Source organism: Streptomyces sp. NPDC016309 (assembly GCF_043077235.1).
In the GTDB taxonomy this organism is placed as follows: domain Bacteria; phylum Actinomycetota; class Actinomycetes; order Streptomycetales; family Streptomycetaceae; genus Streptomyces.
Map to the genome: position 1 here is coordinate 85,922 of NZ_JBIBSG010000001.1, position 12,435 is coordinate 98,356.

13 protein-coding genes and 1 riboswitch are annotated in these 12,435 nt (G+C 72.3%); of the genes, 4 read left to right on the forward strand and 9 right to left on the reverse strand.

Going from position 1 to position 12,435, the window contains the following annotated elements:
• Positions 1-214 precede the first annotated feature (214 nt).
• The 3 genes from ACF068_RS00370 to ACF068_RS00380 all read right to left on the reverse strand — a co-directional run bounded on the left by ACF068_RS00370 (position 215) and on the right by ACF068_RS00380 (position 2,564).
• Positions 215-1,006 (reverse strand): enhanced serine sensitivity protein SseB C-terminal domain-containing protein, encoded by a 792-nt coding sequence (locus tag ACF068_RS00370; RefSeq protein WP_392271908.1) that lies wholly within the window; start codon positions 1,004-1,006, stop codon positions 215-217.
• 41 nt (positions 1,007-1,047) lie between these two features.
• Positions 1,048-1,797 (reverse strand): enhanced serine sensitivity protein SseB, encoded by a 750-nt coding sequence (locus ACF068_RS00375; RefSeq protein ID WP_392271909.1) that lies wholly within the window; start codon positions 1,795-1,797, stop codon positions 1,048-1,050.
• A gap of 104 nt (positions 1,798-1,901) precedes the next feature.
• A complete protein-coding gene (locus ACF068_RS00380; RefSeq protein WP_392271910.1) occupies positions 1,902-2,564 on the reverse strand; it encodes an AAA family ATPase in 663 nt (220 codons plus the stop codon).
• 153 nt (positions 2,565-2,717) lie between these two features.
• Positions 2,718-2,810: riboswitch (glycine riboswitch) on the forward strand.
• 155 nt (positions 2,811-2,965) lie between these two features.
• On the opposite strand from ACF068_RS00380, the gene gcvT reads away from it, so the two are divergent.
• The 4 genes from gcvT (at position 2,966) to ACF068_RS00400 (ending at position 7,320) form a co-directional block, all read left to right on the forward strand.
• On the forward strand, positions 2,966-4,081 hold the full coding sequence (gene gcvT, locus ACF068_RS00385) for a glycine cleavage system aminomethyltransferase GcvT (protein ID WP_392271911.1): 1,116 nt from the start codon (positions 2,966-2,968) through the stop codon (positions 4,079-4,081).
• Between the two features lie 58 nt (positions 4,082-4,139).
• A complete protein-coding gene (gene gcvH / locus ACF068_RS00390) occupies positions 4,140-4,517 on the forward strand; it encodes a glycine cleavage system protein GcvH (RefSeq protein WP_392271912.1) in 378 nt (125 codons plus the stop codon).
• 12 nt (positions 4,518-4,529) lie between these two features.
• Positions 4,530-5,789 carry a serine hydroxymethyltransferase gene (gene glyA / locus ACF068_RS00395; protein WP_392271913.1) on the forward strand — a complete coding sequence of 420 codons (1,260 nt, stop codon included), beginning with the start codon at positions 4,530-4,532 and terminating at the stop codon, positions 5,787-5,789.
• Positions 5,790-5,949: 160 nt separating this feature from the next.
• Positions 5,950-7,320, forward strand: a complete 1,371-nt coding sequence (locus ACF068_RS00400; protein ID WP_392271914.1) for an L-serine ammonia-lyase — start codon at positions 5,950-5,952, stop codon at positions 7,318-7,320.
• On the opposite strand, the gene ACF068_RS00405 is transcribed toward ACF068_RS00400, so the two are convergent.
• The 6 genes from ACF068_RS00405 to ACF068_RS00430 form a co-directional block, all read right to left on the reverse strand.
• Positions 7,307-8,248 (reverse strand): CopD family protein, encoded by a 942-nt coding sequence (locus ACF068_RS00405; protein WP_392271915.1) that lies wholly within the window; start codon positions 8,246-8,248, stop codon positions 7,307-7,309. The two genes, ACF068_RS00400 and ACF068_RS00405, sit on opposite strands and share 14 nt — an antisense overlap.
• Positions 8,245-8,460: an EF-hand domain-containing protein gene (locus ACF068_RS00410; protein WP_392271916.1), complete on the reverse strand. Its 216-nt coding sequence runs from the start codon at positions 8,458-8,460 to the stop codon at positions 8,245-8,247. Before ACF068_RS00410 ends, ACF068_RS00405 begins: the two co-directional genes overlap by 4 nt.
• A 95-nt stretch (positions 8,461-8,555) precedes the next feature.
• Positions 8,556-9,197 (reverse strand): ADP-ribosyltransferase, encoded by a 642-nt coding sequence (locus ACF068_RS00415; protein WP_392271917.1) that lies wholly within the window; start codon positions 9,195-9,197, stop codon positions 8,556-8,558.
• A 61-nt stretch (positions 9,198-9,258) separates the two neighbouring features.
• Positions 9,259-10,464: a YncE family protein gene (locus ACF068_RS00420; RefSeq protein WP_392271918.1), complete on the reverse strand. Its 1,206-nt coding sequence runs from the start codon at positions 10,462-10,464 to the stop codon at positions 9,259-9,261.
• Between the two features lie 345 nt (positions 10,465-10,809).
• A complete protein-coding gene (locus ACF068_RS00425) occupies positions 10,810-11,325 on the reverse strand; it encodes an ATP-binding protein (RefSeq protein ID WP_392272661.1) in 516 nt (171 codons plus the stop codon).
• 231 nt (positions 11,326-11,556) lie between these two features.
• Positions 11,557-12,324, reverse strand: a complete 768-nt coding sequence (locus tag ACF068_RS00430; protein WP_392271919.1) for an enoyl-CoA hydratase/isomerase family protein — start codon at positions 12,322-12,324, stop codon at positions 11,557-11,559.
• Positions 12,325-12,435: the final 111 nt, after the last annotated feature.

Genomic DNA, 12,435 nt, shown 5'->3' on the forward strand with positions numbered 1-12,435 from the left:
TGCGGAAATGCGCTGCACGCATGTGCGACGTCCCCTGGTTGGGGGGAGTCTTCAATGGGTTCACGATCACCCGCCAGACCTCACCGGGAATGTTTGCGCAACCGTGATGCGGGTCGTCGGCTTCCGTTATGCGGACGGGAAGATCGCCTCAGCGGACCAACTCGGCCGCTACTCCACCGAAACGGACACCGGGTCGCGGCCCGCTCGGGACGTGTCAGGAGCGGGGCGGGTAGCCGTACCCCGTGCCCGGGACCATGGGGGCGGTGGCGTGCGCCTCCCGGTCGTAGAAGGGGCGGGCGTTGGCCCGCAGCCACATCGTCACCGGGTCGTACTCGTCGGACATGGCGACCGTGGAGACGGGCAGGCCGTCGGGGACGGCGGTCACGGACTGCTGCATCATCGCGCGCACCGCGTCGACGGACGCCTGGCCGGTGTCGTACAGGTCGAGGCCGATGGCGAGGTACGGGGTGCCGAGGGCCGGCTGGACCCAGGCGCGGCGCAGCGAGCGGACGGCGGGGGTGCGGTGGGCGTTCTGGGTGAGCAGGGCGTAGAACTGCGGGATCTGGATGCCGGGTTCGGACAGTTTGAGCGGTCCGGCGGGCATCCGGTCCAGGCCGGTGGCGATGCGGCGCAGGTCGGGCCACGGGATGCCGACGCCGCCGCCGGGCGCGTGCGGGTTGAGCCAGATGCCCCAGCGGTCGGGGTAGAGGGCGCGGGCGATGTCGCGGCCGCCGATGACCTCGTGGGCGCGGTTCCAGCCGGAGACGGCGAGCTCCTGCGCGGAGGTGACGCACGGGGCGTACCCGAGGCCGTCGACCTCCATGTTGCCGTACTGGGCGTCGGAGGAGCCCGCGTGGCCGTGCCAGAGCAGCATCCACAGCCGGCCCTCGGCCAGGGCGTGCAGCAGCGCCTCGTACGTGTCGTAGCGCCCGGGCGTGACCTCGCCCAGCAGGTGCTCGACCTGTCCGGCGGCCGCTCCGGCCGCCGCGGTGCCTGACGCGCTCACCCTGGGTCCCGCCCCTCTTCCGTCCACCCGACCAGACCAGCTTATGCGTGCCCGCGCCGGTAGAAGGGCCGCACCTTCTCCAGCATCCAGTCGCCGACCGGGTCCTGGGCGACGTCGAGCAGGACCATGTTGACCGGCCAGGGCACCGCCGTGGGGCCGACGCGGCCCAGTGCCCGGCCCAGGGCGTCCATCGGTACGGTGCGGTCGGCACCCTCCCAGGAGGAGAGCTGTACGCCGATGAACAGGGTCGGGCTGTCGCCCTCGATGCTGGCGAGGCAGCGGCGGGCGGTCAGGACGGTGGCGGTGGCGTCGAACTCGGCGGCCGCGGCGGACAGGAAGTCCACCGGGTCCTCCTGCCAGTCCGGCTCGAACAGCCGCACCCGGGCGCCGCTCGCGGGGCCGTCCAGCGGGGTGCGGCCGGTCCGGCAGAGCTCGGCGACGGCGGGCGGGGGCAGCGGGGCGCCGACGGCACCGCCCGGATTCACGGCGATGCCGAGCTGCGGGGGCAGGCCGCGCGCGAACTCGACGGCCGGGGCGACGGCGTACGGCATGTGGGCGCCGACGCAGTGGGTGAACTGTGCCAGGGAGCTGAAGACCGGGACGTAGGGGAGGCCGTCGATCTCCAGGGTGGGCAGGTCGAGGCTGGGGCTGTCGGGGGCGCCGCCGTTGGGCAGGGGCACCCATATGTCGCTGCGGCCCAGCACCTCGACGAGGCGGCCGCCGGCCGCGGGGTTGCCGAGCGAGGCGGCGAGCACCTCTTCGAGCTCGTTGCCCGGCCATGCAGTGTCCACTGGTGTTCCTGGTCCTTCCCGCGCGTGCCTGTCGCTGCCCGCAGCACCCTAACGCGGGGCCCGCCGGAGCGCGTCGGCCGCTGGGGGTGCCGGAGCGCGCGGGGTCAGGAGAAGGTGACGCGGGTGAGCGCGGACGCCGCCGGCCGGTCGAGCAGGACGGCCGAGGCGCAGCCGCGCGGCACGACGCCCCGCTCGGCGTCCCGGACCAGCCGGCCCACCGCCGCGCGGTGCCGCCGGAAGGCGTACCCGGACACCCCGCGGCCGCGCTCCCGCTGGCCCTGGCGGGCGGTGCCGGGCGGGACGTCCAGCAGGAGCAGGTGCAGGGCCCGGCCGCGCCGGGCCGCCTCGCGGGCCAGCCAGCGGCGCACCCAGGCCTGCGTGCCGCAGTCGTGGACGACGGCGGCGGCGCCGGAGCGCAGCACCCGCCACAGCCCCGCGTAGTGGGCGAACCGGACGAGGGGGCGGTAGACCGCGTACGGCAGGAAGCCGGGCACCCGGCGCTCCCAGCGCTCGCGGGTGTCCTGCGAGTCGATGCCGCAGCCCGGGGCCGTCCGGGCGATCAGCGTGGACTTCCCGCTGCCCGGCAGGCCGGAGACGACCACCAGGTCGCCGGGGGCGAAGGCCAGGGTCCGGGGGAGCCGGCCGTCGCGGTCCCGCAGGTCGCGCACCACCGGCGGGGCGGCGGCCGCCGCACGGCCCCGCGCGGGCAGGCCCGGCTGAGCGGGTACGCCCGTCGTCGCGTACCCACCGGTCCGCTGCAACGTCATCGCTTCTCCCCCTGCTGGGTCGGCTGACCCGACCCTTGCCCAAGAAGTGTAAAGAAGGGGTAATAAGGCACAAGCGATTTGCCGTCGCCGGACCGCGTGCAATGATGTGCGCGCCGACGCACACCGTTGCGCCACAACCGCATACCGGCCGCTTGAATCCGCGCGGGAGAGTTCCGGGTCCCGCCCGGGCGCCGAAGGAGCAAGTTCCTCCCTTGAATCTCTCAGGCCCCGTACCGCGTGGATGAGGCAGATCTGAAAAGCGGGCCGCCGCGGCGGCTCCACCCAAGGTGCAAGCCGAGGGCCGTCCCCGTACGGTCACGGTGAACCTCTCAGGTTCCGATGACAGATGGGGAGGATCGTCTTCGAGCCATGCCCGTCCTGGGACCTGGGAGCCACATCACATGAGCACTGCCCCCCGCCTGACCGCCCTCGATGCCGTGCATCGTGCGCTGGGCGCGACCATGACCGACTTCGCGGGCTGGGACATGCCGCTGCGGTACGGGAGCGAGCGCGACGAGCACAACGCCGTCCGCACCAAGGCCGGACTCTTCGACCTCTCCCACATGGGTGAGATCACCGTCACCGGGCCGCAGGCCGCGGACCTGCTGGACTTCGCGCTCGTCGGCAACATCGGCAGCGTCGGCACCGGCCGCGCCCGCTACACGATGATCTGCCAGGAGGACGGCGGGATCCTCGACGACCTGATCGTGTACCGGCTCGGCGAGACCGAGTACATGGTGGTCGCCAACGCCTCCAACGCGCAGGTCGTCCTCGACGCGCTCACCGCCCGTGCCGCCGGCTTCGACGCCGTGGTGCGCGACGACCGGGACGCCTACGCGCTGCTGGCCGTCCAGGGTCCGGAGTCCCCCGGCATCCTGAAGTCGCTCACCGACGCCGACCTGGACGGGCTGAAGTACTACGCGGGCCTGCCCGGCACCGTGGCGGGCGTGCCCGCGCTGATCGCCCGTACCGGCTACACGGGCGAGGACGGCTTCGAGCTGTTCGTGGAGCCGCGGTACGCGGAGGAGCTGTGGCAGGCGCTGACGGCGGCGGGGGCCGGGGTCGGCCTGATCCCGTGCGGGCTGTCCTGCCGCGACACGCTGCGCCTGGAGGCGGGCATGCCGCTGTACGGGCACGAGCTGACGACCTCCCTGACCCCGTTCGACGCGGGCCTGGGCCGGGTGGTCAAGTTCGAGAAGGAGGGCGACTTCGTGGGCCGCGAGGCCCTGACGGCCGCCGCCGAGCGGGCGCAGATCGCCCCGCCGCGCACACTGGTCGGCCTGGTCGCCCAGGGCCGCCGGGTGCCGCGCGCCGGGATGTCCGTGGTGGCGGACGGCACGGTGATCGGCGAGGTCACCTCGGGTGCCCCGTCGCCGACGCTGGGCAAGCCGATCGCCATGGCCTACGTGGACGCGGCGCACGCCGCGCCGGGCACCGAGGGCGTCGGTGTCGACATCCGCGGTACCCATGAGCCGTACGAGGTCGTGGCGCTGCCGTTCTACAAGCGCCAGAAGTGACCACCCGCACCACCACCCCGTTCACCAGCACTCCCCCGCGTACAGGAGAATCCCAGTCATGAGCAACCCCCAGCAGCTGCGCTACAGCAAGGAGCACGAGTGGCTGTCGGCCGCCGAGGACGGCGTGTCGGCGGTCGGCATCACGGAGCACGCGGCGAACGCCCTCGGCGACGTCGTGTACGTCCAGCTCCCGGCGGTCGGTGACACGGTGACCGCGGGCGAGACCTGTGGTGAGCTGGAGTCGACCAAGTCCGTCAGCGACCTGTACTCCCCGGTGACCGGCGAGGTCGTCGAGGCCAACCAGGACGTCGTCGACGACCCGTCGCTGGTGAACACCGCCCCGTTCGAGGGCGGCTGGCTGTTCAAGGTACGCGTCGCGGAGGAGCCGAAGGACCTGCTCACCGCCGACGAGTACACCGAGTTCTCCGGCAGCTAAGGACCTTCCCCGATGTCGCTTCTGAACACCCCTCTCCACGAGCTGGACCCGGACGTCGCCGCCGCCGTCGACGCCGAGCTCCACCGGCAGCAGTCCACCCTCGAGATGATCGCCTCGGAGAACTTCGCTCCGGTCGCGGTCATGGAGGCCCAGGGCTCCGTCCTGACCAACAAGTACGCCGAGGGCTACCCCGGCCGCCGCTACTACGGCGGCTGCGAGCACGTCGACGTGGTCGAGCAGATCGCCATCGACCGCATCAAGGCCCTCTTCGGCGCCGAGCACGCCAACGTCCAGCCGCACTCGGGCGCCCAGGCGAACGCCGCTGCGATGTTCGCCCTGCTCAAGCCGGGTGACACGATCATGGGCCTGAACCTCGCCCACGGCGGTCACCTGACCCACGGCATGAAGATCAACTTCTCCGGGAAGCTCTACAACGTGGTCGCGTACCACGTCGACGACGCTACCGGCCAGGTCGACATGGCCGAGGTCGAGAAGCTCGCCAAGGAGCACAAGCCGAAGCTGATCGTCGCCGGCTGGTCCGCCTACCCGCGCCAGCTCGACTTCGCCGCCTTCCGCCGGGTGGCGGACGAGGTCGGCGCGTACCTGATGGTCGACATGGCCCACTTCGCGGGTCTGGTCGCCGCCGGTCTGCACCCCAACCCGGTGCCGCACGCCCATGTGGTCACCACCACGACCCACAAGACGCTGGGCGGCCCGCGCGGTGGCGTGATCCTGTCCACGGCCGAGCTCGCCAAGAAGATCAACTCCGCGGTCTTCCCCGGTCAGCAGGGCGGTCCGCTGGAGCACGTGATCGCCGCCAAGGCGGTCTCGTTCAAGGTCGCGGCGAGCGAGGACTTCAAGGAGCGCCAGCAGCGCACCCTGGACGGCGCCCGCATCCTGGCCGAGCGCCTGATCAGGGACGACGTCAAGGAGCACGGCGTCTCCGTGCTGTCCGGCGGCACCGACGTCCACCTGGTGCTGGTCGACCTGCGCAACAGCGAGCTGGACGGCCAGCAGGCCGAGGACCGGCTCCACGAGGTCGGCATCACGGTCAACCGCAACGCGATCCCGAACGACCCGCGGCCCCCGATGGTCACCTCGGGCCTGCGGATCGGCACCCCGGCGCTGGCCACCCGCGGCTTCCAGGCCGAGGACTTCACCGAGGTCGCCGACATCATCGCCGAGGCGCTGAAGCCGGCCTACGACGCGGACGCGCTCAAGGCCCGGGTCTCGGCCCTCGCCGCGAAGCACCCGCTTTACCCTGGTCTGTAGCCCGTACGGCGTTACGTACGTAACAGACTGATCTGCGGGGCACCGCGCACACTGGACAGTGAGTGCGGTGCCCCGTCTCTTGCCCCGCTCTTCGCCCCACCCCCGTTGTCCCTGCACCACCCCGGCAGACAGCGACGTCTTCCCACCAAGGAGTACCCCCGTGGCCATCTCGGTCTTCGACCTGTTCTCGATCGGCATCGGCCCGTCCAGCTCCCACACGGTGGGCCCCATGCGGGCCGCCCGGATGTTCGCCCGCCGCCTGAAGAACGAGGGCCTGCTGGCCCCCACCGCCTCGATACGCGCCGAGCTGTACGGCTCGCTGGGCGCGACCGGCCACGGCCACGGCACCCCCAAGGCCGTCCTGCTCGGCCTGGAGGGCGACTCGCCCCGCACGGTCGACGTGGAGAGCGCCGACGACAAGGTCGAGCGGATCAAGGCCGACAAGCGCATCAACCTGCTGGGCGCCCACGAGATCGGCTTCGACTTCGACGAGGACCTGGTGCTGCACCGCCGCAAGGCGCTGCCGTACCACGCCAACGGCATGACCCTGTGGGCGTACGACGCCGACGGCGCCACGCTGCTGGAGAAGACGTACTACTCGGTCGGTGGCGGGTTCGTCGTGGACGAGGACGCGGTGGCGGGCGAGAACCCGATCGTCCCCGACGACACCGCGCTGAAGTACCCCTTCCGCACCGGTGACGAGCTGCTGCGCCTGACCAAGGAGACCGGCCTGTCGATCTCCGCGCTGATGCTGGAGAACGAGAAGGCCTGGCGCACGGAGGCCGAGATCCGCGAGGGCCTCCTGGAGATCTGGCGCGTGATGCGGGCGTGCGTGGACCGCGGCATGTCCCGCGAGGGCATCCTGCCGGGCGGCCTGAAGGTCCGCCGCCGCGCCGCGAACACCGCCCGCAAGCTGCGCTCCGAGGGCGACCCGCAGGCCCTCGCCATGGAGTGGATCACCCTCTACGCGATGGCGGTGAACGAGGAGAACGCCGCGGGCGGCCGGGTCGTCACCGCACCGACCAACGGGGCCGCCGGCATCATCCCCGCGGTCCTGCACTACTACATGAACTTCGTGCCCGGCGCCGACGAGGAGGGCGTGGTCCGCTTCCTGCTCGCCGCGGGCGCGATCGGCATGCTCTTCAAGGAGAACGCCTCCATCTCGGGCGCCGAGGTCGGCTGCCAGGGCGAGGTCGGATCGGCCTGCTCCATGGCGGCGGGCGCCCTCGCCGAGGTGCTGGGCGGCAGCCCGGAGCAGGTGGAGAACGCCGCCGAGATCGGCATGGAGCACAACCTCGGCCTGACCTGCGACCCGGTGGGCGGACTGGTCCAGATCCCGTGCATCGAGCGCAACGGCATGGCGGCGGTCAAGGCCGTCACGGCCGCCCGCATGGCGATGCGCGGCGACGGCAGCCACAAGGTCTCCCTGGACAAGGTCATCAAGACCATGAAGGAGACGGGCGCCGACATGAGCGTGAAGTACAAGGAGACCGCGCGCGGCGGCCTCGCGGTGAACATCATCGAATGCTGAGGCGCGTGCTCACCCAGTGAGGGTCGGGCACCACCGTCAGGAGCGCCGACACCACGACGACCCCCGCCAGCACCGCCAGCTCGGTGCGGGCGGGGGTCGTCGCGTCCCCGCCCCGGCGCAGGCGGCCCCGGGCGGTCAGCGCCAGCGCGCTGGCCACGGCGACCAGCGCCAGCTTGGCCAGCAGCAGCCTGCCGTACGCCGAGGTGACCACCACGTCGGCGGGCAGGCGGCGCAGCGCCGAGCAGGTGCCGGTGACGGCGAGCGCGGCGTACGGCCAGAGGGCGAGCCGGGCGTAGCGCCGCAGGATCTCCCTCGCCCCGCCGCGCAGCCGCACCACGCGCAGCGCGTACAGCAGCCCGCCCGCCCACAGGGAGGCGGCCGTCAGGTGCACCACCGTGAGGGCGGTGCCGAGCTCCGGGGTGTACGGCTCGGGGTGCGCGCGCAGCGCCTCCGCCCCGACGACCAGGGCGAGCGGGCCGGCCGCCCAGCCGGGCCGCCCCAGCGCGACGCACCCGGCGGCCAGGGCGAAGCCGTTGGCCATGGCCAGCAGCAGCCCGCCGTCCCTGGTGCCGTAGGTGGCGGTGAGGTCCAGGTCGCTGATCCGCGCCAGCAGGACGATCTGCCCGGCGGACGCGGCGGCCCCGCCGAGAGCGGCCCACAGGGCCCACGGGCGGGGCACGCGGCCGGGCCCGGCGAGCCGGGCGCCGGCGAGTTCGCCGAGGTGCAGGGCGAGGGCGGCGAACACGGCGGCGCGCAGCACCGTGGTGGTGCCGGGCGCGGGGATGTGCAGCTCCCCCGTTCCCCGGGCGGCGATCCCGGTGCCGCACAGGGCGAGGGCGAGCAGGGCCGCCAGGGTGGTGAGGAGCGGGGTACGCGTACGGCGCCGCCCGGTACGCCGGGCGGCGCCGTTTCCGGTGTCTACGGTCACGCCTTGCTGAGGTGCGCCCAGAACTCGTCGAAGGTGAGCATGCCGTCACCGTTGCCGTCCTGCGCGTTGATCACGGCCTGGGCCACGGTCTCCGTGACGTTGAAGTCGCCGAGCTGCGCCATGACGCTCTTGTACTCGGCGGCCGAGATGAGCCCGTCGCCGTTCACGTCGTACCGCTCGAACGCCTTGCGCGCCTCTTCGATGTCCGCCACTGGTCCACCCCTTCTTGGTGCATAACTGACGCCGGTCAGGTTATCGGCAGGGGCGGGGGGCCGGGTCCGGGGGCCTTGGTCCACCGTGGCGGGGCTCAGCGGCGCCAGGGCTCGTAGTACGGGTTGTCCTCGCACTCCGTCATGATCTCGATCTTCTTCACCAGGTCGACCGGGCAGACGCCGACGATGTGCTTGCGGGCGATGCCGCCGGGGAAGGCCACCTCCTCCTGGTCGGCGTACTTGTGGGTGTCGCCGATGGTGCCGTTGACGTCCACGCCCTTGGGGGCGTCCAGGTAGTAGTTGAAGCCGCTCTTCCACTTCTTGTAGAGGTCGTGGTCGTACGTCGTGGAGACGTACGGCGAGGGCTGGTTGACCAGCACGTACTTCTCGATGTCGTACTGGCCGTCCAGGGGTGCCTTCGGACGGAAGCCCTCCTCGAAGATCACCGCCGGGGGGCGGTTGTCGGCGCGGTAGAGCTGCTTGCAGTCCTTGCGCCAGGCGGGGGCGGGCGTGATCCGGTCGGGGTCGACGCGGCGGTCCGCCGCCGGGTAGAGCCGGTCCTCGACGACGGGACAGCTCGACGGGGCCTTCGCGGCGGCCGCCGCGGCGAGGGCGGGAGCCGCCGCGGCGGGGGCCCCGGCGGCCGGGGCGGCCTCGGTGGACGCGGCGGGTACGAGGAGGGCGGCGACGGACACGGCGAGCGCGGCGGCACGGTGCCGCGGACGAGAGGTGATCATGGCGCTCACGATGGCCGCCGTGCCGCCCCGGACCGGGGATCTTCACCCGGTCGGCGGCGTGTCAGCGGAAGACTCCGGTGTGGCCGAGCGAGTAGCGGCCGGGCTGGGGGTAGACGGCGAGGCCGTGCGGGCCGCCGCCGACCGGGATGCGGGCGAGCTGCCGGCCGGTGGTGGTGTCGATGGCGTACACCTCGGAGTCGTAACGGCCGGACAGCCACAGCACCTTGCCGTCGGCCGACACCCCGCCCATGTCGGGGGAGCCGCCGTCGGGGAGCCGCCACTTCTTGGTCAGCCGCTTGCGCGTGAAGTCGAAGACGGAGATGGAGCCCTCGCCCCGGTTGGGGATGTACATCTCCTTGGAGTCGCGCGAGACGTAGAGGCCGTGGGCGCCCTTGCCGGTGGGCAGGAGCCTGGGCGTGCCGAAGGAGTCGCCGTCCAGGATCCACACCCCGTGCGCCATCATGTCGGCGACGTAGAAGGTCCTGCCGTCCGGCGAGGCCTTCACGTCCTGCGGCATGGCGCCCCGGAAGGGCAGTTTCCGCTGGGCGACGACCTTCATCCGCTCGGTGTCGACCTTGAGCAGTTCGCCGGAGAACTCGCAGCTCACGATGAAGTAGCGGCCGTCGGCGGAGAAGTCGGCGTGGTTGACGCCGTAGGAGGTGACAGGTTCGGTGTGGCGGCGTTCCATGGTGTGCGGGTCGCGGAAGACCAGTTCGCGGTCGAGCGAGGCCATCACGATCGCGTACCTGCCGTTGGGCGTGAAGTACAGGTTGTACGGGTCGTGCACGTCCACGTCCTTGCCCCGGGTGCCGGTGGCGGGGTCGATGGGGGTGAGGGTGTGGCCGCGGTTGTTGTTGACCCAGAGCGTCTTGAGGTCCCAGGACGGCACGACGTGCTGGGGCTGGGCGCCGACCCGGAGGGTGTCGACGACCCGGTAGGTCCTGGGGTCGATGACGGAGACGGTGCCGGACAGGGTGTTGGGGACGTACACCCGGGACGGGAAGCCCTTGACCACCGGGGACAGCATGCCGGGGCGGTCGGCGGCGTAGATGTCCGTGGGGTCCAGGAGGGGCGGCATGCCCGGCAGGCCGGCCGGGGCCGTCTTCCTCGGTACGGGGGCGGCGGCGGCCCGGCTGCCGCGCGCCTCGGGCCGGCCTTCCGCGCCGCCACCGCACCCGGGGAGTGCCACGGCGGCGGCGAGCAGCGCGGTGGCCGCGAGGAGGCCCTTCGATCGCCTGGTCAGGCGCAGCGTCGTCACGCGCCCCATTAGGGCGCCGGGGGTGCCGGTCCGCTCCCCTGCCGCCGTTCCGGGCCTCCGTGACGCACATCGGCAGGTCGATGATTCACCCACCGGACCCCATATTTATTCATGCTTTATGAGGCTCGTGGCCCATCTCACCTGCGATTCATTTCCCCGCTGGACCGATTTGCTGATTTTGTCCGCGTTTGGTCTTTTGGTGGCAAGGCCCCCTGTCTGCCATAGTCGGAGACACACGACCCCCATTGACCCGGGCCAGGTCGTTCCCGCGACCGTGGACACACCCCCTTCGCCCACGTCGCTCCACAGGAAGCCCCCGCGGCGCCGCATCCGGCGCGAGGGGGCTTCCGTGCGTCAGCGGTCGGAGACGCGCATCTCGAACCAGGTGGTCTTGCCGCGCGGGAGCAGGTCCACTCCCCAGCGGTCGGAGAGCTTGTCCACGAGGAAGAGGCCCCGGCCGCTGGTGTCCAGTTCGTGCACCGGCATCAGGCAGGGCAGCCCGCGGGAGGGGTCGCGCACCTCGATCCGGATCCAGCCCCGGCGGCGCAGCATCCGCAGGCCGAAGACCCGCGCGCCGGTGTGCCGGACGGCGTTGCCGACGAGTTCGGAGACGAGCAGGACCGCGTGCTCGGCGGTCTGCGGGGCGAGCCCCCACTGGCGGAGCACGACGCACTGGGTCAGTCGGCGGGCGGTGGCGGCGGACTCGGGACGGGACGGCAACCGCACCTCCCCCTCCGTCGGATTGCCGAACAGTTCGAGCGCTTTCAGCGCCTGTTCGTCCTCCGCGGCGGGCACCCACCGCGCGGCGGTAGCGCTTCCGCGCTGCCCCGGTTGCTCCACACCTTCCAGCCCCGCCATGCCCACCATCATGGCCGTCCGGCAGCCCCGGCGTGGCCGTTCCGGTGGAATCGGCACCCCGGGAGGAAGGCCTCCCGGGGCGCCGTCCGGCATATGACGCCGGCAGGAAGAGCCCGAAAGAGCCACCCTGACCAGCGGAGACGGGGCCGGCGCCCCCGGGCCGCGCGGGCGGGGGGCCCGACGGGCTTAAGGTGTCCTTAAGGCTGCCCTAAACCACCCGCACGGCTGACAACTCGTGCGCCGCTACAGGAACTTGGCCTTGCCCGGCCCCTCCTCGACGAAGCTGCGCATCCCGCGCTCACGGTCCTCGGTGGCGAACAGCCCGGCGAACCAGTTGCGTTCGATGGTCAGGCCGGTGTCGATGTCGGTCTCCAGGCCCGCGTCGACGCACTCCTTGGCCGCGCGCAGCGCCAGCGCCGGCCCCTGGGCCAGCTTCGCGGCCCAGGCGTGCGCCTGCTCGTACACCTCGGCCGCCGGTACGACCCGGTCGACGAGCCCGATGGCGAGGGCCTCCTCCGCCTTCACATGGCGGCCCGTGAAGATCAGGTCCTTGGCCTTGGACGGACCGACGAGGCGGGCCAGGCGCTGGGTGCCGCCCGCGCCGGGGATGAGGCCGAGCAGGATCTCGGGCTGGCCCAGCCTGGCGTTGTCGCCGGCGATCCGGAAGTCGGCGCACAGCGCCAGCTCGCAGCCGCCGCCCAGCGCGTATCCGGTGACGGCCGCGACGACGGGCTTGGGGATGCGGGCGACGGCGGTGAACGAGTCCTGGAGGGCCTTGGAGCGCAGCACCATGGCCGCGTGGTCCATGGCCTGCATCTCCTTGATGTCCGCGCCGGCCGCGAACACCTTCTCGCCGCCGTAGATCACCACGGCGCGTACGTCGTCACGGCGGGCCGCCTCCTCGGCGAGCTCGCGCAGCCGGTCCTGGGTGGCGATGTCCAGCGCGTTCATCGGCGGGCGGTCCAGGCGGAGGGTGCCGACGCCTTCGGAGACTTCGAGAGTGACTGTCATGCAGGGCAGGTTAGCCGTGGGGTTTTCGGGGGTCTCCCCCGGGAGAGCACCGTACGACGACGGGCCCGGTGCCGTGCGGAACGGCACCGGGCCCGTACGACGGGGACCGCC